The organism is Rhizobium laguerreae (genome assembly GCF_002008165.1).
In the GTDB taxonomy this organism is placed as follows: Bacteria; Pseudomonadota; Alphaproteobacteria; order Rhizobiales; family Rhizobiaceae; genus Rhizobium; species Rhizobium laguerreae.
The window spans coordinates 203998-222865 of the sequence record NZ_MRDM01000011.1 but is presented as its reverse complement, the minus strand read 5'-3'; the positions used below and the strand labels follow the sequence as shown (position 1 = coordinate 222865).

Sequence of the window (18868 nt, the reverse complement as noted above, 5' to 3'; positions counted from 1 at the left end):
CAGGTGAATGTCCCCCCGTTTTTTGATTCCGCTAATCGCCGGCGTTGTTCTCTCGGGCCCGCTGCAGGCCGAAGACGGCACGCCGAAAGGTGTCGTCGAACTCTTCACGTCGCAGGGCTGCTCCTCCTGTCCTCCCGCTGATGCCGCTTTTCGCAAGCTGGTGAACCAGGGCGATGTCATCGCGCTCGCCTATCATGTCGATTACTGGAACTATCTCGGCTGGGCCGATACGTTGAGCTCCAAGGAAAATACCGAGCGGCAGTATGGTTATGCCAAGACGATGGGCCGCAGCAACGTCTACACGCCGCAAGCCATCGTCAACGGACGCGACCATTTGGCCGGCGCCGATCTGAATGGCATCAACAGCAAGATCGATACCTATAGCAGCGAGGGCAATGGGCTGACCGTTCCAATCAGCGCCGCGATGCGGGGCGACGAGCTGGAGATCAAGATCGGCGCGGGACAGGGCAAAGCCAATGTCGTGATGGTCTATTTCGATAAGGAAAAGACGATCGACGTCGAAAAAGGCGAGAACAGCGGCAAGAAGATTTCTTATCTGCACAGCGTCACCAATGTCGAAACCGTCGGCATGTGGGACGGCAAGGCAACCAGTCTGACGCTGCCTGCCAGCGTCCTGCAGCGGCCGCAGCTCGAGGGCTGCGCCATACTGCTGCAATCGGCGACCGCAGACGGCGATCCGGCTGCGATCCTTGGCGCGACCGTAGTGATGGCTGGTAAAAATATCTGACACTTCGTCCGGTTACGGACGAAGTTCCGGGCGGCCCGGCCGAGCGTATTCGGGGCTGGGGTTAAGGTCGATACGCTCCGCCGGGCCCTTTGGCGCGCTGGCGCCAAACCGGAATTCATAAATCTCCTGCAAATGAGGCGCTGTTTTGACTGAAATGCGGCGCTGCGGAGAAAGCGTTGACCTGTCCTGCGCATCATGCTTTCTGAAAATCGAACTCAGCTTTCGGAAGGCATGAAGCACTGACTCAAAGTGCTACAGCGTCCTTGGGCGAGAGACGTGCGGTGTTGTCGTGCGGCTGAATGTGACGGCTGGCACTCTTGCAATTTGCGGTGGCTCGGGCAAACTGTCACCCTCCTGTCACAAGCGGAGGCCTCGGGAGACTGATGACAGATCAGCCGGATTTGCGACACGGCGAAAGCCGATCCGTCGACAATAGTTCCTCAGTCGTCGTCGATCTCAGGGAATACAAACAAAGCAAGGACCCGCTTCCGGTGACCTTCCACCGGCGCGAACTGGACGCGATCCTCTGGATCTACGGCCGGATGGTCGGTGATGGTGAATGGCGCGACTACGCCATCGATCACCTGAAGGACAGGGCCGTCTTTTCCGTTTTCAAGCGTTCCGGCGAAATGCCGCTCTTCCGCATCGAGAAAAACCCGAAGCTTGCCGCCAAGCAGGGCGCCTATTCCGTAATCAGCGTCAACGGCACGATCCTGAAGCGCGGTCACGAGCTGAACCAAGTGCTGAAGGTCTTCGACAAGGCCCTGAAGCTCGTCGACAAATAAGCCATATCAGCCGTTAAACAGCACGCCGGGATAGGTCGACGGGTCCGGATCGGTGCTCATGCCTTCGCCAAGCGCGCGCTGCATGAACATCGTATCCAGCCAGCGGCCGTGTTTGTAGCCGGTGCCCTTCATCAGTCCGACCTCCTCGAAGCCGGCCGTGCGATGGAGCGCGATCGATGCGGGGCTGGCGCCGCCGATGACGGCCGCCATCTGCCGAAAGCCGAGGGTGGTGCAGCGGATGACCAGTTCGGCGAGCAGCGCCTTGCCGATGCCGCGGCCACGGGCTTCAGGCGCCAGATAGATCGAATCCTCGACCAGCCAGCGATAGGCAGGACGCGTGCGGAAGGCCGAGGCATAGGCGTAGCCGAGGAGAGTCCCGTCCGCGCCGATGGCTGCGATATAGGGATATTGCTGGCCGACGATCGCCGAAAAACGCAGTGCCATCTCGGCCTCGGAGGGCGGGACGATCTCATAGCTCGCTACGCCGTTCAGGACCGATTCGCGATAGATATCCGCAATGGCGGGAATATCGGCATTCGAAGCATCGCGCAGGAGGAAGGACATTTCAGCAGCAGATCCATAAAGGCGGCAAGGGCTTTCTAAAACCATTCCATGAAAGCCTGCGCAACAAAAAAGGCGGCCGAAGCCGCCTTTTCGATCCCAGTCTGCCCTGCTTATTTACGGTTGCCCATGAACTGCAGCAGGAACATGAAGAGGTTGATGAAGTCGAGATAGAGCGTCAGCGCACCCATGATCGCCTTGCGGCCGGCGACGGCGACGTCATCGGCTTCCAGGTACAGTTCCTTGATCCGCTGCGTATCGTAGGCGGTGAGGCCTGCGAAGATCAGCACGCCGAGTACCGAGATCGCGAACTGCACGGCGGACGAGGCCAGGAAGATGTTGACCAGCGAAGCGATGATCAGGCCGAAAAGACCCATCATCAGGAACGAGCCCATCGCCGACAAGTCACGCTTCGTCGTGTAGCCGTAAAGCGACAGCGCGCCGAAGGAGGCGGCGGTGACGAAGAAGGTCTGAACGACGCTCTGGCCCGTGTAGATCAGGAAGATCGACGAGAGCGACAGGCCGACGAGCGCGGCGTAGACCGCAAAGGTCGTCTGCGCGGCGGCCACCGTCATGCTATGGATCCGGAAGCTCAGGAAGAACACCAGAGCCAGCGGCGCCAGAATGACCACCCACTTCAGTGGGCTCACATAGATCGCCTGACCGAAAGCGGTCAGCTCACCATTGGCGAAGGCGAATTGGAACGACAGATATGCGGCCACGCCGGTGATCGCCAGACCCAGCGCCATCAGGTTGTAAACCTTGAGCATATAAGCGCGCAGGCCTTGATCAATCATCTCGCCGGTCTGAGCGCGGCTTTGATAGTTACGAAGATCAGCCATAGTTTCCTCTTACAAGCTCCGATGGAAATACGGTGTCGGGGTTTTCGACCCGGGCGCCGCTGCGGAGCTCCAGCATGCCTGCGGATAATATGAGGCTTTCGCCCTTTGCAAACAAGAGGCTTGCATAGGCTCGCTCGGTTAAATCGCCGTAAGGTGAAGGGTTTGGGTGCCGCTGCCCGGTCAAAGCTCGCGCAAGACGGGGGCTGCCTTCTGTCCGAGGATGCGCCAGGTGCCGATGAGGCCGATGCCGACGGTCAGGACGAGCGCGGTAACAAGCGTCAGTCCCGCCACGTCGGGCAGAAAGGCCGAGGGCAGACGCATGATGCGGGCGACGATGAACCAAGCGGCGGCGCTGCCGGCGATCAGCGCGAAGATCGCAGTCGCGAGGCCGAGGATCAGATATTCGTAGCTGAAGGCGCGGATCAGCATGGCGCGCGTGGCACCGAGCGTCTTCAGCACCACCGCGTCGTGGGTGCGCGCCCGGTTTCCGGCGGCAAGCGCGCCGGCAAGGACGAGGATCGAGGCGATCAGGGCGACCGAGGCCGCAGCGCGGATTGCGGTCGCCAGCTGTGCGACCAGCTGGTTGACGATATCGATCGCGTCCTTGACGCGCACACTGGTGATCGTCGGATAGGTGTTGGTGACCGATTTCAGGATCGCCGCATCTTCGGCCGGTGTCGAGGAGGGATCGGTCAGCGTCGCCAGCCACGCATGCGGGGCGCCGCGGAAGGTATTCGGCGAGAAAACCATGACGAAATTGATCGACAGCGATTCCCACTCGACGCGGCGCAGATTGGCGATCTTCGCCGTGATGTTGCGGCCGAGCACGTTGACGGTCACCTTATCGCCGAGCTTGAGGCCGAGTTCATGCGCCTCTTCCGAGGAGAAGGAGACGAGCGGCTCGCCGCTGTAATCCTTGTCCCACCATTTGCCTTCGGTGAGGGCGGCGTTCTCCGGCAGGGTTTCGGCATAGGTGATGCCGCGATCGCCGTTCAGCACCCAGCGGCCGGCCGCCGGCACGTTCATCTTGGTGACGTCCTCGCCGTTGAAGGCGATGATCCGGCCGCGCAGCATCGGCACTTCGACGAGTTTGCCCTTCGGCGCCTGGCCTTGGACGAGATCGCGGAAGGCGCCGACCTCGACGCTCTGGATATCGACGAAGAAGAAGTTCGGCGCACCCTCGTTCATGCGGCCGGTCAGCTGCTGGCGCAGGTTCCCGTCGATCAGGGTCAGCGTCACCAGCAATGCCAGGCCAAGGCCGAGCGAGAGCACGACTGAGGGCGTCAGTGCGCCGGGACGATGGATGTTGCCGATCGCAAGCCGCAATGCCGGCGAATTGACGCGTGGGCTGCGGCGCGCGAGCCAGGCGATCAGCGCGGCGACCAGGCGCAGGACGACGAAGGCGAAGACGATCGCCCCGACGAAGACGACGGCGATAAAGCGGTCATAGGCGGTGAGAATGGCAAGCCCGGCAAGGCCGGCCATGAACAGCGCGGCAAGCAGGATGTAGGGCCAGGAGGGCAAGTGGCGGGCTTCGAAGCCCTGCTCGCGGAAGAGTGCCGTCGCCGGCACTTCGCGGGCGTGACCGAGCGGCAGGATGGCGAAGGCGAGCGTCGTCAGGATGCCGAAGAGCGTGGCGAGCAGCAGCGCGCCGGGATAGAGGGTCGGCGCCGTCGAGACAGGCAGGAACTGCGCCAGGAACTGCGCGGCAAGCATCGGTGACAGGGCGCCGATCACGAGGCCGATCAGGATGCCGCCGAGAGCGATGATGGCGATCTGGAAGAGATAGATCAGAACGACGACCTGCGCCGGCGCGCCGAGACATTTGAAGGTGGCGATGGTGGTGCGCTTGGAATCGAGGAAGGCGCGCACGGCATTGGCGACGCCGACGCCACCGACGATCAGCGCTGTGAGGCCGACCAGCGTCAGGAACTGCGAGAAGCGGGTGATGTTTTCGGTGAGCGAGGGCGCGGCGCGGTCGCTTGTGCGGATCGCCCAGCCGGCGGAGGGGAACTCCTTGGAGGCGCGTGCCTGGATGCCCGACATCGAGCCCTTGTCGTCCAGCCGGATCTTATAGGCGTGTTCGACCAGGCTTCCGGTCTGGATCAGCCCGGAGGCTTGGAGCGCTTGGCGGCTGACGAGCAGACGAGGCGCAAAGCCGAAACCTTCCGACAGTGCATCCGGCTCGGTTTTCACCGTACCGGTGATGCTGAGCTTGACGTTGCCGAGCAGCAATTCGTCGCCGATCGCAAGCCCGAGCCGATCGAGAAGGAGGGGGGCTGCGACCGCACCATAGGTGCCGCCTTGGCCCGAAAGCAGTGCTGCAAGCGGATAGTCCGGCTCGGCGACGAACTTGCCGTAGAGCGGGTAGGCGTCGTCGACGGCCTTGACCTCTACCAGCGCCTGATCGGAACCGTCAGGTTTGCGCGCCATCGAGCGCAGCCCTGTCGACAGCGAAACGCTGCCGAGGCCTTCGAGGAAACCTATTTCCTGAGGCGTGGCTTCCCGGTTATTGAGTTCGAAGCGGACGTCGCCGGCCAGCAGTTCCTGTCCCTGCGAGGCGATCGTGTCGGTGATCGACTGCGAAACGGAATTGACGGCGGCAATCGCGCCGGTGCCGAGCGCGATGCAGGCAAGGAAGATGTAGAAGCCGCGGATGCCGCCGCGCAGCTCGCGCAGCGCCAGTCGAAAAGCCAACGAAACGCGTGGCGTGATGATCCTCATGCGATCGCCGCTTCACTGCGGCGGGCGGCGCTGTCGCCTTCGATCCGGCCGGAGCGGACGCGAATCTGGCGCGAGCACCGGTTTGCGAGCGAGACGTCATGGGTGACGAGAAGCAGGGTCGTGCCGCGTTCAGCCTGCTTGGAGAACAGAAGATCGGCGATCTGGCGGCCGGTCTCGGTGTCGAGATTGCCGGTCGGCTCATCGGCGATCAGCAGGGCCGGCGATGGGGCGAGCGCCCTGGCGATCGCCACGCGCTGCTGTTCACCGCCGGAAAGCTGACCGGGATAGTGGTTCAGCCGTTCGCCGAGGCCGACCGATTTCAGCTCGCGATGAGCGATCTCGAAGGCGTTGCCGACATTGGCGAGTTCGAGCGGCACGGCGACGTTTTCCAGCGCCGTCATGTTGGCGATCAAGTGGAAGGACTGGAAGACGATGCCGATGTTGCGGCCGCGGAAATCGGCGACCTGGTCCTCGCTGAGACTATGGAGCGGCGTGTCATTGATGTTGATTTCACCGCTGTCGAGTTTCTCCAGCCCGGCAAGCACCATCAGCAAGGTGGATTTGCCGGAACCGGAAGGGCCGACGATGCCGACGGATTCGCCGGCAGCGATATCGAGATCGATGCCCTTCAGCACATGGACGGAAGCGGCTGCGCTGCCAAGGGTCAGATCGGCGCTCTTCAACTCGATAATGGTTTTTGCCAACAGGAATCGCCCTATATAAAGTTCGTAATCGAATGGCCGCATGACAGCACTTCGCCAATCTAGGGAAGACACGATGAGATTTAAAGTTGCCGCCCTTCAATTCACCGTCATCGCCGTCTCGCTGATCTTTGCCACTGCAGCCGATGCCCGGACGATCAATCTCGTCGGTTTTGGGGACAGTTTGATGGCGGGCTATCAGCTGCCGCCCGGCGACGGCTTTCCCGAAAAGCTGCAGGCGGCCCTGAAGGCGAAGGGCCTCGACGTCACTATCGCCAATGCCGGGGTTTCCGGAGACACGACGACAGGGGGTCTTGCGCGCATCGACTGGTCGGTACCCGACGGCACCGATGGGGTCATTCTGGAGCTTGGCGCCAATGATGCGTTGCGCGGTATTCCGCCGGAGGAGAGCGAGAAGAATCTCGACCAGATGATTATCCGGCTGAAGGAACGCGGCATTGCCGTACTGCTCGCCGGCATGATGGCGCCGCCGAACATGGGGTCGGATTATGCCGGACGATTCAACCCGATCTATCAGCAACTCTCGGAAAAACATGGGCTTCCACTCTATGCTTTCTTCCTCGACGGCGTTGCGCTGGAGGCGGGGTTGAAGCTCGACGACGGCATGCATCCGAATGCGAGAGGGGTCGACGTCATGGTCGAAAAGATGGAGCCTGCTGTCACAAATTTCGTCGAAGCGATTTCTTCTGTGAAGAATTAGGGGCTTGCGCGGTTGTTGATTGCATGATTCCGTGTGAGCACCTGCAAAAGATTCGGGGAGTGCTCGTGATGCCGAGACTGTTTACCGCCCTCGAAATTCCGCGCAATGCGGCGATGAGTCTTTCATTGCTGCGCGGTGGCCTCCCCGGAGCACGATGGATCGATGTGGAGAATTACCACATCACTCTGCGCTTCATCGGTGATGTCGACGGCCGGACGGCCGATGAAATCGTTGAACGCCTCGACCGCATCGACCGGCCGGAATTCCAGTTCCGGCTGGAAGGCATCGGTTCCTTCGGCTCGAAGAAACCGCATTCGGTCTGGGCCGGCGTCTCGCAATCGCCTGAGATGTATGCCCTGCAGGGCGAGATCGAGCGCATCTGCCAGCGCATCGGCCTGCCGCCGGATCCCCGCAAATTCATGCCGCATGTGACGCTGGCGCGGCTCAAATCTTCGCGGCTCGACGATGTCGTGCAATATCTGGCGGGACGCGGCAACTTCCACACCGCAACCTTCACCGCACCGCGCTTCGTGCTGCTTTCGTCGCGCGAATCGGTCGGCGGCGGGCCTTACCTCACCGAGGAAGTATTCCCGCTGCACGAGGTGCGCTCGGCGCCCAGCGTTTCGAGCAGCCTGCAGCAGCCGGTCAAGAGCCTGGTGTAGACCAGCTCGAAACCTTCAGGGACGCCATAATAGGGATCGGGGATATCCTCTCCGGTTCCCAGCGCGATATCACCAAACAGACGGATATTCGCCCCAGGCAGTGCGCTCTCTTCGAGTGCGGCCAGATTGTCGCGGTCCATGGCAAGGATCAGATCGAAATCCCTAAAGTCACTCGACCTGATGCGCCGGGCGCGCTGTCCCGATATGTCGATGCCGTGGCTTGTCGCGGTGGCGATCGAACGCCGGTCTGGCGGCTCGCCCTCATGCCAGCCGCCGGTGCCGGCGGAATCGATCGCATAATCGCGGGTCAAGCCTGCCTCGGCCACGAGATGGCCAAAAATTCCCTGCGCGAGTGGAGAACGGCATATATTGCCCATGCAAACGAAGAGGATGCTGATGCGTTTCATCGGTAACCTGTCGACAGAGAAGAGGAGCATGGCATGAAAATGGAAAGACTGGAACGGACGGCGGTTGAGGCTGAGCTGACCGAGCTTTCGGGCTGGGCGCTCAATGATGCGGGCTCTTCGATATCGAAGACGTACAAGTTCGCAAATTTCGTCGAGGCTTTCGGCTTCATGACGGAGGCAGCGCTTGCGGCCGAGAAGCTCAACCATCATCCCGAATGGTTCAATGTCTATTCCAAGGTGGATGTGACGCTGAACACGCATGATGCCGGCGGACTGACGGAGTTGGATTTCAAGCTCGCCAAAGCCATGGAGAAGGCTGCGGCGCGCCGTGTTGTTTGAAAGCTGGGCCGATTGAAAGGGGCCGATTGAAAGACTGGGCGCCGTCACCATATGTTCGCTTGGACGAAAGGGATGCAGGGATGGACGAGGTCAAATTCGGGGAAATCCTGTTGCCGGGCGACGAGGATACCCAAAGTCGGCGCGAGAAAACCGTCAGGCAGAAATTCTGGCCGACGTTTCGGCGGGCGGTGCGGCAGATCCCGTTCTCGCGCGATGTGGTCGCCGGTTTCTATTGCGCGCTCGATCCGAAGACGCCGACGAAGGTGCGCGGCGTGTTGCTTGCAGCACTCGCCTATTTCGTCATGCCGGTCGATATGATCCCGGATATTTTCGCCGTCATCGGCTTTTCCGACGACATCGCCGTGCTTTCGGCGGCCTTCGCCATGGTGCGCGGTCACATCCGGCCGGGCCACTACGAAGCAGCCGACCGCGTTCTCGCCGATCGACCGGAAGAAGCGATGAAGACGATTTAACGCGTGTCCCGTCCAACCGGGATGCGACAGCTTGTTTCATGCGTGTCGTCATCCCCAAAGCGCTGCTTCCTCTTGGGCAACATTGCATCAGGCGATTTCGCGTTCCAGCACCTTGCGAAGCTTGCCGAAGGCAAGCCGGATACGCGATTTTATCGTGCCGAGCGGGAGACCGGTCGCTTCGGCGATCTCCGAATGCGATTGACCGAGGAAGAAGGCGGCGCGCAGCATGTCGCGCTGTTCCTCCGGCAATTGGCCGACGGCGGCGCGTATCTTGGCGTCGCGATCGTCATTGGCGATGATTTCTTCCGCGCCGATATCGGCCGGCGGCTGCAGGGCCGGATCGGTCTCGTCGAAGATGCGGGTGTTGGCGCGCCGCTGCATGTCGATGCGGCGGTTGCGGGCAATGCGGAAAAGCCAGGTCGAGAGGGAAGATCGCGTGGCATCGTAAAGCTCTGCCTTGTGCCAGAGCACGATCATGATCTCCTGGACCAGTTCCTCGGCCTCGCCTGATGTCATCCTCTGGCGCATCAGCCAGGCCTTCAGGCGGGGTGCGAAATAGTCGAACAGGATGGAAAAGGCCTGCTGGTCGCGATCGTCCGCGACGGCCTTGGCGAGGGCAGCGAAACGCTGTCTTTCCTCGGCATCCATATCCCCTCACCAGCCCCCTGCGACAATAATTTCGTCCCGGATTTCCAAGTCTTACTGAGGTACAACGGATTTGGGAAAGGTCAAACTCTTGCCTGAATCTTTGTGTCTTAAATTCAGCCGAACGGAGGGCCAGTGCCATTGGGGCAGGGTGTCGCGGCCGATACCGTCAAAGGAACGAAAATTGGCACCCGAGCTGAAACGACACAGGCACATACAAATCGCAGCTATTGTTGACCATTTGGTAACCTGAATTAAGTCAAAATAAAGCAGATGGTGATTATGCGGCGCCCGCTATGATCGCTTCGGGCCTTGAATCGCAAGAACCGGCAGGAATCCATGTTTGTAAAAAGTATCGTATCCGCTCTCGCACTCACCCTTGTTATGGCCGGAGTTGCGACAGCGCAGCAGGCCGCGCCGAACCGCATCCAGCAGTTCCAGGCATGGGGCGCCTACTCCTACAAGTCGGGCAACAGCACCGTCTGCTACGTGCTGTCCGTTCCGACGGCAAAGCAGCCGGCAAGCGTCGACCACGGCGACAATTTCTTCATCGTCTCCCAGCGCCCGGGCCAGAACATCTCCTACGAGCCGCAGGCGATGATGGGCTACACGGTCAAGGAAAGTTCGAAGATCAACGTCGTCATCGACAACAAGACCTTCGTAATGTTCACCAAGGACAAGGCCGGCTGGGTCGAGAACGCGGCGCAGGAGCCGGCCCTCGTCGCCGCGATGAAAACCGGTCATTCGATGACGGTCAACGCCGTTTCGCGCAAGGGTACCGGCACCTCCTACAGCTATTCGCTCTCGGGTATCTCGGCTGCGCTGAAGCAGATCGAAACCTGCAAGTAAGCGGTCCTTTAGGCCGAAGAATTTCATGGGCCGGCCTTGCGCCGGCCCATGCCGTTTCCATCTAAAGCGCGTCGCGATCTTTCAGATACGCTCCTCGCGCTTTAGGTCTTTGTTTTTACGCATGTCGTTACGTAAAACCGCTGCACACTTTTGCGCGACATGCTTGATGGTGACGCGCGGGCAAAATGATGCTAAAGCCGGCGCCAACAGCGGACAGATCGCGATTTCAGTCGCCGTTCCGCCATTCAATTTCTGCCGATGTGCTGTCATGCGCCCACAGGTCTTCCGGCTTACCGCTGAAGCCCGCGGGGTTGCGAGGAGCAGCCACATGTTTGAATTCGGGATGAATGCCTATGTCCGTCATGGATGCGATCGTTGTCACTAAGCCGCAGGCGCGCACGTCCGCCAGCCTCGAGAAGCCGTCCCTGATCGGCCTGTCGCGCGAGGAGATGGGGGCGGCACTCCGGGAAAAGGGTGTGGCCGAGAAGCAGATCAAGATGCGCGTCTCGCAGCTCTGGAACTGGATCTATGTGCGCGGGGTCTCCGACTTCGACCATATGACGAATGTCGCCAAGGACATGCGCGAGATGCTGAAGCAGCATTTCACCATCGAACGTCCCGAGATCGTCGAGGAGCAGGTCTCCAACGACGGCACGCGCAAATGGCTGCTGCGCTTTCCCGCCCGCGGTGCCGGGCGTCCCGTCGAGATCGAGGCCGTCTACATTCCGGAAGAGGGCCGCGGCACGCTCTGTATATCGAGCCAGGTCGGTTGCACGCTCACCTGTTCCTTCTGTCATACCGGGACGCAGCGTCTGGTGCGCAACCTGACGGCGGAGGAAATTCTTTCGCAGCTGCTGCTTGCCCGCGACCGGCTTGGGGATTTCCCAGACCGTGAAGCGCCGCAGGGTACGATCATGCCGGCCGAGGGCCGCAAGGTCAGCAACATCGTCATGATGGGCATGGGCGAGCCGCTTTATAACTTCGATGCCGTCAAACAGGCATTGCTGATCGCCACGGATGGTGACGGCCTGTCGCTGTCCAGGCGCCGCGTGACGCTGTCCACCTCCGGCGTCGTGCCGGAGATCTTCCGCACCGGCGAGGAAATCGGCGTCATGCTGGCGATTTCGCTGCATGCGGTACGCGACGATCTGCGCGACATTCTGGTGCCGATCAACAAGAAGTACCCACTGAAGGAGCTGATCGAAGCCTGCCGGACCTATCCGGGCCTTTCCAACGCGCGGCGCATCACCTTCGAATATGTGATGCTGAAGGATGTCAACGACAGCCTGGAAGACGCCAAGGGGCTGATCAAGCTCCTGAAGGGCGTGCCGGCAAAGATCAACCTCATCCCCTTCAATCCCTGGCCCGGCACCAATTATCAGTGTTCCGACTGGGAGCAGATCGAGAAGTTCGCCGATTTCATCAATTCGGCAGGTTATGCCTCGCCGATCCGTACGCCGCGCGGCCGCGACATCCTTGCCGCCTGCGGCCAGCTGAAGTCGGAATCGGAACGCATGCGCAAGACCGAACGCCTGGCCTTCGAGGCGATGATGATCGCCAATCACGGCGCCGACGACTGATCAGCAAGTTTGATCCTCGCTACAATTCTCCGCGATTGATTTCAGGGGGCGCTTTTCCTAAAAGTGCCCCCAAAATCATTCAGGAGGATCCCCATGCGCCCGATTTTACTCGCTCTTGCCGCCAGTTTGGCCCTTTCCCTGCCCGCGAAGGCTGATGACGTCACCGTCGCCGTGACGGCGATCGTCGAACATCCGGCGCTGGATGCGGCGCGCAAGGGTGTTCTGGATGCGCTGACGGCGGCCGGCTATAAAGAGGGCGAAAACCTGAAGTTCGTGTTCGAATCGGCGCAGGGCAATCCGGCGACGGCAGCCCAGATCGCTCGCCAGTTTGCCGGCGACGAGCCCAATGTCATCGTGCCGATCTCGACGCCATCAGCCCAGGCCGTCGTTTCCTCGACGCGCGACATTCCTGTCGTCTTCACGGCCGTGTCCGATCCGCTCGGCGCCCAACTCGTCAAGAACATGGACAAGCCAGGCGGTAACGTCACCGGCCTCTCCGATATGTCGCCGGTCGCCGAGCACCTTGCGCTGATCAAGGAAATCCTGCCCGATTTGAAAACCATCGGCTATCTCTACAACTCCGGCGAGGCGAATTCCGTTTCGCTGCTCGCCGTGTTGAAGGCTGAAGCCGAAAAGGCTGGCCTGAAGGTGGTCGAATCGGCCGCCACCAAATCGGCCGAGGTTCAGGGTGCGGCGCGTGCGCTCGTCGGCCGCGCCGATGCGATCTACATTCCAACCGACAACACCATCATCTCGGCGCTTGAAGGCGCTGTCGCGGTTGCCGAGGAGAGCAAGCTGCCGCTCTTTACCGCCGATACGGATTCGGTTTCGCGCGGTTCGATCGCCGCCCTCGGCTTCAACTATTATGATGTCGGCAAGCAGACCGGCGACATCGTCGTGCGTGTGCTAAAGGGCGAGAACCCGGGCGACATCGCGGTCAAGACTGCCGCCGGCAGCGACCTCGTCGTCAACAAGGCGGCGGCCGAGAAAATGGGGGTCACGCTGCCGCAGAGCGTGCTTTCCCGCGCTAACAAAGTCATCGAATAGTTGGCCGGCACTTCTAGCTCCTTCATCGTATTCAGCCGCTCTCGTTTGCACGGGAGCGGTTGTTTGTATTAAAAGGCTGCGTTTCGCGACGGGCGGAACGGACAAAAAAGGGGCTGAAAGCCTTGAGCCAAATCGCATTCTGGGGGGCCGTCGAGCTCGGCCTGGTCTATTCCTTCGTCGCCCTTGGGGTCTATCTCGCCTTTCGAGTTCTCGACTTTCCCGACCTGACGGTCGACGGCTCCTTTCCGCTTGGCGCGGCGGTGACGGCCGTGCTGATCATTGCCGGCGTCAATGCCTGGCTTGCGGCGCTGATCGCCATGGCGGCGGGTGCCGCCGCGGGCATGGTGACGGCGCTGCTCAACGTGCGCTTCAAGATCCTCAATCTGCTTGCCTCGATCCTGACGATGATCGCGCTGTTTTCCGTCAATCTGCGCGTAATGGGCAAACCCAATGTCGCCCTCATCAATGCCGACACGATGATCAGCCCGTTCTTCGGCCATGGCCTTCGCGATTTCTACGTGCGGCCGCTCTTCGTCGGTGTTCTGGTCGTCATCGCGCTCATCCTGGTCTGGCGTTTCCTGGAAAGCGATGCCGGGCTGGCAATGCGGGCTACCGGCGCCAATGCAAGGATGGCGCGGGCGCAGGGCGTCGATACCAGCCGGCAGATCTATCTCGGCATGGCGATCTCCAACGCGCTGGTGGCGCTCGGCGGCGCACTGTTTGCCCAGACGAACGGCTTTGCCGATGTTACCTCGGGCGTCGGCACGATCGTCGTCGGTCTGGCTGCCGTCATCATCGGCGAGACGCTGCTCGGGCGCCGCGGTCTGCTGATCGCGCTTGTTGGATGCGTGCTCGGCTCGATCCTCTATCGCATCGCCATCCAGCTGGCGCTTTCGAGCGACGTCATCGGCCTGCAGGCGTCCGACCTCAATTTCGTCACGGCCGTGCTGGTAACCGTGGCGCTCATCCTTCCCCGTTTGCGCGGAGGTGCCGCGTCGTGATCAACCTCAAGAACATCAAGGTCGTTTTCGGGCGCGGCACGCCGCTGCAGAAGCAGGCGCTCTCGGGTGTCAGCCTGACGATCGAGGAAGGCTCCTTCGTTACCGTCATCGGCTCGAACGGCGCCGGCAAATCGACGCTGCTCGGCGTGCTCGCCGGCGATGTGCTGGCAAGCGAAGGACAGGTGCTAATCGGCAGTGCCGACGTCACCCGCAAGACGACGGCGGCGCGGGCCGGGCTCGTTGCCCGTGTCTTCCAGGACCCGCTGACCGGAAGCTGCGGCGCCTTGTCGATCGAGGAAAACCTGGCGCTTGCGGCGCGACGCGGCAAACGGCGCGGGCTTGTTTCGGCGCTTGGCGCGAAACGGCGCGACCATTTTCGCGAGAGGATCGCCGAACTCAATCTCGGGCTGGAGAACCGCATGAAGGACCGCATGGACCTGCTCTCCGGCGGCCAGCGCCAAGCCGTCTCGCTCGTCATGGCGACGCTGGCGGGCTCGGAAGTGCTGCTGCTCGACGAACATACGGCGGCGCTTGACCCCGGCATGGCGGAATTCATCATGGGCCTGACCCAGAAGATCGTTTCCGAGCGCAAGCTGACGACGCTGATGGTGACGCATTCAATGCGCCAGGCGCTCGATTATGGCCACCGGACCGTGATGCTGCATGGCGGCGAGATCGTGCTCGATGTCGCCGGCGACAGCCGCAGGACATTGCAGGTCGAGGATCTGATTGCAATGTTCCGCAAGATGCGCGGCCAGACGCTGGATGACGATGCGCTGCTGATCGGTTAGCGGGCAGCCGATCGTTTCACGACTCCTCAGAGGCCAGGGGGACCGTCATCAAGAGCAGACTTCCACCAGCACGCGATGGCCGTACTGGTTGAGCCATTCCGGCTGGCACTGTTCCGGGTCATAGTCGTCATCGCCGAAGAACAGACGATTCCTATCATGGAAGGCGAAACGGCCGTCGCGGTGTCCGCCAAAATGGCCGGCTCCGCCGAAATGATGCGCTCCGAAGCCGCGATCGGCGAAATTGCTGCCGCCCATATGCGCACCACCGCCGAAGTGGCCGCCGTTACGCGAGAAGCCGCCACCGCCATGGCCTTCGCCGCCGTGCGCTAAGGCAGGTGTTGTCGCTGTCAGGGACGTGGCGGCAAACGTCAGCGCAACAACTCCTGCTGTTATGATATTGCGGAACGTAATCATTGACTTATCCTTTCAAGGCAGCTCTTCGTGAGCCGTAAAGGATATGTGGGCGGAGAAGGTGGCGTGGCCTAGCCACAATTGCCGACTTACGATCATATGTTGATCACAAGTGATCGCGCGAAAGGCATGGAATAATTTTGGAAGACGACGAAATTCGCGGTCACTGCCTGCTCCGGCGTGGCGTCTCGCGAATATTGGTGCAGCTGGCGGCGGATCGTTTCACGACCGCGGGCGGATCGATAAGCTGACCGCGGGCGGATTGCTGCGCAACCGTGGGATTGCTGCGCAACCGCGGCTATCTCGATTGGGTGAGCAGGATCTTCGCGGCAAAGATCGAGAAGACGCCGGCGAAGGTGTAGTCCATGCCGCGCAGCACTTTTTTGTTGTTCTGCAGCCAGGAGGCCAGCCAGTCGGCGGCAAAGACGACGCTGGCATTGACCGGCATGCCGATCAGGATGAAGCAGAAGCCGAGGAAAAGCAGCTTTTGGGTGACGGCTGGATCGCCGGCGCTGACGAATTGCGGCAGGAAGGTCATGAAGAAGATGATGACCTTGGGGTTCAGAAGATTGACCCAGAAGCCCGACGAGATGTTCGAGAGGGCGGTGCCCTTCTGCTCCTCGACCTTGGCGACGGTGAGCTTCGAGCCGAAACGGATCGCCTGCACCGCCAGCCAGAGCAGATAGGCGGCACCGCCGGTCTTCAGGATCAGGAAGGAGGTCGGCGAGGCGGTGATCAGCGCCGAAATGCCGAAAGCGACCAGCATGGTGTGGACGACGATGCCGAGGCTGGTGCCGACGACAACGAAGAGCGCCGCCTTTTTGCCCTGGGCGAGCGCGCGGCTGATCGACAGCGTCATATCGGGGCCTGGGGTTGCCGCAAGCAGCAGCGTCGCGGCGGCAAAGGCGAGAAGGGTCGGCAGGCTGGGCAGGAAATCCATGACACACTCCGAAAGCCGGAAAGGATCTAAAGCATGTCGCGCAAAAGTGTGTAGCGGTTTTGCGACAACGACATGCGTAAGAACAAAGACCTAAAGTGCGAGGAGCGAATCTGAAAGATCGCGACGCGCTTTAGGGATCTCCTACTCGGCTTTCAGAAAATTACCAATCAAACCTTCTGATGGTACCGATTACTTCTGTTCGAGGAAGGCCTTGAACTTGTCGGCATAATCCTTGTGCCAGCGCGACAGCGGCGGGCGGTTCTCGACGATATCGCCGGCTGCCCAGAGCATGCGTCGCTCGTCGACCGGACGCGCGACGTCATTGTCGGGGCAGAGGATATAGAAATCGCCGCGTTCGAGGCTTTCGACCATGAAATCGACGGTCTGTTCCGGCGTCCAGGCCGCGGCCGGTTTTTCGGCGCGGTCGCCCTTGGTGAGGCCGGTGAAGACGAAGCCGGGGATCAGAAGATGGGCGGAGATCTTTCCGTCTTCGATGTTGCGAAGCTCGTGCTCCAGCGCTTCGGTGAAGACTTTCACACCAGCCTTGGAGATATTGTAGGCGGGGTTGCCGGGTGGCGTGGTGATACCCTGCTTGGAGCCGGTGTTGATGATCAGGCCCGGCTCGCCATGCGACAGCATCTTCGGGCCGAAGGTGCGCGTGCCGTTGATCACGCCCATCAGGTTGACGGCGAAGATATTATCCCAGTTCGCCTGCGGGCTGAAGATCGATGTTTCCGGGCCGATGCCGGCATTGTTCATCAGCACGTGCACGCGGCCGAAACGCTGGAGCACGGCGCGCTCGAGCGCTTCCAGGGAATCTCTGGTGGCGACGTCGGTCTCGACCGCCATCACATTTTCCTCGCCGGCAATGGCCTTGAGCTCATTGGCGGCGTCGGCCAGCCGATCGCCGCCGAGATCGGCGATGGCGACGCTCATGCCGCGTCCGGCGAAATATTTCGCCGCGGCAAGACCGATGCCGGAGGCGCCGCCGGTGATGACGGCAACATTGGATTTCTTGAAAATGTCTTGAATATTCGTCACGGGGGCAACCTCTCCTCGAGCGTTTGCGGACGCTGGCGAATATGGGCTCCGCTTTGACGCTGTCAAACGGTATCGGCACCATCAGCGTCGCACTTGGTCTTGCGTCACGCGCCAATCTCGCTAAAAGTGCCGCGACACCGGGTTTTGCCGGCCTTTTATGCAACGGACCTCATCATCATGGCATCATACAAAGACGTGAAGAAAGTCGTTCTCGCCTATTCCGGCGGCCTCGACACCTCGATCATCCTGAAGTGGCTGCAGACGGAGCTCGGCGCCGAAGTCGTCACCTTCACCGCCGATCTCGGCCAGGGCGAAGAGCTGGAGCCGGCGCGCAAGAAGGCCGAGATGCTCGGCATCAAGGAGATCTACATCGAGGATGTGCGCGAAGAATTCGTGCGCGATTTCGTCTTCCCGATGTTCCGTGCCAATGCCGTCTACGAGGGCGTCTATCTGCTCGGCACCTCGATCGCCCGTCCTCTGATTTCCAAGCATCTGATCGATATCGCCAAGAAGACCGGCGCCGATGCGATTGCCCACGGCGCAACCGGCAAGGGCAACGATCAGGTCCGTTTCGAGCTCTCCGCCTATGCCCTGAACCCCGACATCAAGATCATCGCGCCTTGGCGCGATTGGGCGTTCAAGAGCCGCACCGACCTGCTGGCCTTTGCCGAACAGCATCAGATCCCTGTTGCCAAGGACAAGATGGGCGAGGCGCCGTTCTCCGTCGACGCCAACCTTCTGCATTCCTCTTCCGAAGGCAAGGTTCTCGAGGACCCATCCCAGGAGGCGCCTGAATATGTGCATATGCGCACCATTTCGCCTGAGGCCGCACCCGACAAGGCAACGACCATCAAGGTCGGCTTCGAAAAGGGTGATGCGGTTTCGATCAACGGCGTGCGCATGAGCCCGGCGACGCTGCTGGCTGCGCTCAACAATTACGGCCGTGACAACGGTATCGGCCGTCTCGACCTGGTCGAGAACCGCTTTGTCGGCATGAAGTCGCGCGGCGTCTACGAGACACCAGGCGGCACCATCCTGCTTTCGGCGCACCGCGCCATCGAATCAATCACGCTCGACCGCGGTGCCGCCCATCTCAAGGACGACATCATGCCGCGTTACGCCGAGCTGATCTATTACGGCTTCTGGTTCTCACCGGAGCGCGAGATGCTGCAGGCGCTGATCGACAAGAGCCAGGAGCATGTCGAAGGCGAAGTGACGCTGAAGCTCTACAAGGGCAATGTCATGGTCATCGGCCGCGAAAGCGACAAGTCGCTCTATTCCGACAAGCTCGTCACTTTCGAGGACGATCAGGGCGCCTACGACCAGAAGGATGCGGCCGGCTTCATCAAGCTCAATGCGCTGCGCCTGCGCACGCTCGCCAAGCGCAACCTTGTGAAGTAATCACGGTTCCGCTTCGAACCGGATATGAGCCCGCCGGCATCGCCGCGCGGGCTTTTTTGTGGAGTGAGGTACGCCACCAAATTCTTAGAGCACTTTGGATGGCCGGATTGCGGAACACTCTGCGTGCGTTGTCGCGAGCTGACTCGGTGCGGACCTACCATCGCCATACCCGCTCGCATCAGGCCATTCGCCGATTTCT

General features: G+C 61.0%; 22 protein-coding genes. 12 read left to right on the top strand and 10 right to left on the bottom strand.

What is annotated here, in order from left to right:
* Positions 1–7: 7 nt before the first annotated feature.
* Together BS630_RS13630 and BS630_RS13625 are read left to right on the top strand one after the other, a co-directional pair.
* Positions 8–748 carry a DUF1223 domain-containing protein gene (locus tag BS630_RS13630; RefSeq protein WP_077977878.1) on the top strand — a complete coding sequence of 247 codons (741 nt, stop codon included), beginning with the start codon at positions 8–10 and terminating at the stop codon, positions 746–748.
* A 383-nt stretch (positions 749–1131) separates the two neighbouring features.
* The gene (locus BS630_RS13625; RefSeq protein ID WP_020052035.1) at positions 1132–1533 is read left to right on the top strand and encodes a DUF2794 domain-containing protein; all 402 of its coding nucleotides are present in this window, start codon (positions 1132–1134) and stop codon (positions 1531–1533) included.
* Positions 1534–1539: 6 nt separating this feature from the next.
* Here BS630_RS13625 and BS630_RS13620 read toward each other — a convergent pair whose 3' ends face one another.
* From BS630_RS13620 to BS630_RS13605, 4 genes are all read right to left on the bottom strand, one after another.
* Entirely contained in the window at positions 1540–2097 is a 558-nt protein-coding gene (locus BS630_RS13620) for a GNAT family N-acetyltransferase (protein WP_077977877.1), read from the bottom strand.
* 110 nt (positions 2098–2207) lie between these two features.
* The gene (locus tag BS630_RS13615; protein WP_077977876.1) at positions 2208–2936 is read right to left on the bottom strand and encodes a Bax inhibitor-1/YccA family protein; all 729 of its coding nucleotides are present in this window, start codon (positions 2934–2936) and stop codon (positions 2208–2210) included.
* Positions 2937–3116: 180 nt separating this feature from the next.
* Positions 3117–5660, bottom strand: a complete 2544-nt coding sequence (locus BS630_RS13610; RefSeq protein WP_077977875.1) for an ABC transporter permease — start codon at positions 5658–5660, stop codon at positions 3117–3119.
* Positions 5657–6364: an ABC transporter ATP-binding protein gene (locus BS630_RS13605; protein WP_026265496.1), complete on the bottom strand. Its 708-nt coding sequence runs from the start codon at positions 6362–6364 to the stop codon at positions 5657–5659. Before BS630_RS13605 ends, BS630_RS13610 begins: the two co-directional genes overlap by 4 nt.
* A gap of 73 nt (positions 6365–6437) precedes the next feature.
* On the opposite strand from BS630_RS13605, the gene BS630_RS13600 reads away from it, so the two are divergent.
* Both BS630_RS13600 and thpR read left to right on the top strand, forming a co-directional pair.
* A complete protein-coding gene (locus tag BS630_RS13600) occupies positions 6438–7082 on the top strand; it encodes an arylesterase (RefSeq protein ID WP_077977874.1) in 645 nt (214 codons plus the stop codon).
* 68 nt (positions 7083–7150) lie between these two features.
* The gene (gene thpR, locus BS630_RS13595) at positions 7151–7744 is read left to right on the top strand and encodes an RNA 2',3'-cyclic phosphodiesterase (RefSeq protein ID WP_026158922.1); all 594 of its coding nucleotides are present in this window, start codon (positions 7151–7153) and stop codon (positions 7742–7744) included.
* Here thpR and BS630_RS13590 read toward each other — a convergent pair.
* Complete coding sequence (locus tag BS630_RS13590; RefSeq protein WP_077977873.1) at positions 7651–8151, bottom strand: low molecular weight protein-tyrosine-phosphatase; 501 nt, start codon at positions 8149–8151, stop codon at positions 7651–7653. The two genes, thpR and BS630_RS13590, sit on opposite strands and share 94 nt — an antisense overlap.
* 33 nt (positions 8152–8184) lie before the next feature.
* On the opposite strand from BS630_RS13590, the gene BS630_RS13585 reads away from it, so the two are divergent.
* Positions 8185–8490, top strand: a complete 306-nt coding sequence (locus tag BS630_RS13585; protein ID WP_077977872.1) for a 4a-hydroxytetrahydrobiopterin dehydratase — start codon at positions 8185–8187, stop codon at positions 8488–8490.
* A gap of 80 nt (positions 8491–8570) precedes the next feature.
* Positions 8571–8963: a YkvA family protein gene (locus BS630_RS13580; RefSeq protein ID WP_077977871.1), complete on the top strand. Its 393-nt coding sequence runs from the start codon at positions 8571–8573 to the stop codon at positions 8961–8963.
* A gap of 87 nt (positions 8964–9050) precedes the next feature.
* Here the strand turns inward: BS630_RS13580 and BS630_RS13575 are convergent, their stop codons facing one another.
* Positions 9051–9611 (bottom strand): sigma-70 family RNA polymerase sigma factor, encoded by a 561-nt coding sequence (locus BS630_RS13575; RefSeq protein ID WP_077977870.1) that lies wholly within the window; start codon positions 9609–9611, stop codon positions 9051–9053.
* A 336-nt stretch (positions 9612–9947) separates the two neighbouring features.
* Between BS630_RS13575 and BS630_RS13570 the strand changes: the two genes are divergently transcribed.
* Positions 9948–10457 (top strand): invasion associated locus B family protein, encoded by a 510-nt coding sequence (locus BS630_RS13570; RefSeq protein ID WP_011653884.1) that lies wholly within the window; start codon positions 9948–9950, stop codon positions 10455–10457.
* Between the two features lie 81 nt (positions 10458–10538).
* Here BS630_RS13570 and BS630_RS36460 read toward each other — a convergent pair whose 3' ends face one another.
* Positions 10539–10727 carry a hypothetical protein gene (locus BS630_RS36460; protein WP_131640837.1) on the bottom strand — a complete coding sequence of 63 codons (189 nt, stop codon included), beginning with the start codon at positions 10725–10727 and terminating at the stop codon, positions 10539–10541.
* Positions 10728–10810: 83 nt separating this feature from the next.
* On the opposite strand from BS630_RS36460, the gene rlmN reads away from it, so the two are divergent.
* The 4 genes from rlmN (at position 10811) to BS630_RS13550 (ending at position 14876) form a co-directional block, all read left to right on the top strand.
* Positions 10811–12037 carry a dual-specificity RNA methyltransferase RlmN gene (gene rlmN / locus BS630_RS13565; RefSeq protein WP_077977869.1) on the top strand — a complete coding sequence of 409 codons (1227 nt, stop codon included), beginning with the start codon at positions 10811–10813 and terminating at the stop codon, positions 12035–12037.
* A gap of 93 nt (positions 12038–12130) precedes the next feature.
* Positions 12131–13084, top strand: coding sequence for an ABC transporter substrate-binding protein (locus tag BS630_RS13560; protein ID WP_077977868.1), 954 nt, complete (start codon positions 12131–12133; stop codon positions 13082–13084).
* 122 nt (positions 13085–13206) lie between these two features.
* On the top strand, positions 13207–14085 hold the full coding sequence (locus tag BS630_RS13555; protein ID WP_017989717.1) for an ABC transporter permease: 879 nt from the start codon (positions 13207–13209) through the stop codon (positions 14083–14085).
* Positions 14082–14876 carry an ABC transporter ATP-binding protein gene (locus BS630_RS13550; protein ID WP_077977867.1) on the top strand — a complete coding sequence of 265 codons (795 nt, stop codon included), beginning with the start codon at positions 14082–14084 and terminating at the stop codon, positions 14874–14876. The genes BS630_RS13555 and BS630_RS13550 overlap by 4 nt, the downstream gene beginning before the upstream one ends.
* 48 nt (positions 14877–14924) lie before the next feature.
* On the opposite strand, the gene BS630_RS13545 is transcribed toward BS630_RS13550, so the two are convergent.
* The 3 genes from BS630_RS13545 to BS630_RS13535 form a co-directional block, all read right to left on the bottom strand.
* Positions 14925–15290, bottom strand: coding sequence for a hypothetical protein (locus tag BS630_RS13545; protein WP_077977866.1), 366 nt, complete (start codon positions 15288–15290; stop codon positions 14925–14927).
* 295 nt (positions 15291–15585) lie between these two features.
* Positions 15586–16227: a LysE family translocator gene (locus BS630_RS13540; protein ID WP_077977865.1), complete on the bottom strand. Its 642-nt coding sequence runs from the start codon at positions 16225–16227 to the stop codon at positions 15586–15588.
* A 189-nt stretch (positions 16228–16416) separates the two neighbouring features.
* Positions 16417–17268: an SDR family NAD(P)-dependent oxidoreductase gene (locus tag BS630_RS13535; protein ID WP_077977864.1), complete on the bottom strand. Its 852-nt coding sequence runs from the start codon at positions 17266–17268 to the stop codon at positions 16417–16419.
* 177 nt (positions 17269–17445) lie between these two features.
* Between BS630_RS13535 and BS630_RS13530 the strand changes: the two genes are divergently transcribed.
* Positions 17446–18669 carry an argininosuccinate synthase gene (locus BS630_RS13530; protein WP_003543630.1) on the top strand — a complete coding sequence of 408 codons (1224 nt, stop codon included), beginning with the start codon at positions 17446–17448 and terminating at the stop codon, positions 18667–18669.
* Positions 18670–18868: the final 199 nt, after the last annotated feature.

What these genes read in the sequence shown, in the direction of transcription:
- BS630_RS13630 (WP_077977878.1), top strand. Translation starts at nt 8, where the DNA reads ATGTCCCCCCGTTTTTTGATTCCGCTAATCGCCGGCGTTGTTCTCTCG.
- BS630_RS13625 (WP_020052035.1), top strand. Translation starts at nt 1,132, where the DNA reads ATGACAGATCAGCCGGATTTGCGACACGGCGAAAGCCGATCCGTCGAC.
- BS630_RS13620 (WP_077977877.1), bottom strand. Translation starts at nt 2,097, where the DNA reads ATGTCCTTCCTCCTGCGCGATGCTTCGAATGCCGATATTCCCGCCATT.
- BS630_RS13615 (WP_077977876.1), bottom strand. Translation starts at nt 2,936, where the DNA reads ATGGCTGATCTTCGTAACTATCAAAGCCGCGCTCAGACCGGCGAGATG.
- BS630_RS13610 (WP_077977875.1), bottom strand. Translation starts at nt 5,660, where the DNA reads ATGAGGATCATCACGCCACGCGTTTCGTTGGCTTTTCGACTGGCGCTG.
- BS630_RS13600 (WP_077977874.1), top strand. Translation starts at nt 6,438, where the DNA reads ATGAGATTTAAAGTTGCCGCCCTTCAATTCACCGTCATCGCCGTCTCG.
- thpR (WP_026158922.1), top strand. Translation starts at nt 7,151, where the DNA reads ATGCCGAGACTGTTTACCGCCCTCGAAATTCCGCGCAATGCGGCGATG.
- BS630_RS13590 (WP_077977873.1), bottom strand. Translation starts at nt 8,151, where the DNA reads ATGAAACGCATCAGCATCCTCTTCGTTTGCATGGGCAATATATGCCGT.
- BS630_RS13585 (WP_077977872.1), top strand. Translation starts at nt 8,185, where the DNA reads ATGAAAATGGAAAGACTGGAACGGACGGCGGTTGAGGCTGAGCTGACC.
- BS630_RS13580 (WP_077977871.1), top strand. Translation starts at nt 8,571, where the DNA reads ATGGACGAGGTCAAATTCGGGGAAATCCTGTTGCCGGGCGACGAGGAT.
- BS630_RS13575 (WP_077977870.1), bottom strand. Translation starts at nt 9,611, where the DNA reads ATGGATGCCGAGGAAAGACAGCGTTTCGCTGCCCTCGCCAAGGCCGTC.
- BS630_RS13570 (WP_011653884.1), top strand. Translation starts at nt 9,948, where the DNA reads ATGTTTGTAAAAAGTATCGTATCCGCTCTCGCACTCACCCTTGTTATG.
- BS630_RS36460 (WP_131640837.1), bottom strand. Translation starts at nt 10,727, where the DNA reads ATGACAGCACATCGGCAGAAATTGAATGGCGGAACGGCGACTGAAATC.
- rlmN (WP_077977869.1), top strand. Translation starts at nt 10,811, where the DNA reads ATGTCCGTCATGGATGCGATCGTTGTCACTAAGCCGCAGGCGCGCACG.
- BS630_RS13560 (WP_077977868.1), top strand. Translation starts at nt 12,131, where the DNA reads ATGCGCCCGATTTTACTCGCTCTTGCCGCCAGTTTGGCCCTTTCCCTG.
- BS630_RS13545 (WP_077977866.1), bottom strand. Translation starts at nt 15,290, where the DNA reads ATGATTACGTTCCGCAATATCATAACAGCAGGAGTTGTTGCGCTGACG.
- BS630_RS13540 (WP_077977865.1), bottom strand. Translation starts at nt 16,227, where the DNA reads ATGGATTTCCTGCCCAGCCTGCCGACCCTTCTCGCCTTTGCCGCCGCG.
- BS630_RS13530 (WP_003543630.1), top strand. Translation starts at nt 17,446, where the DNA reads ATGGCATCATACAAAGACGTGAAGAAAGTCGTTCTCGCCTATTCCGGC.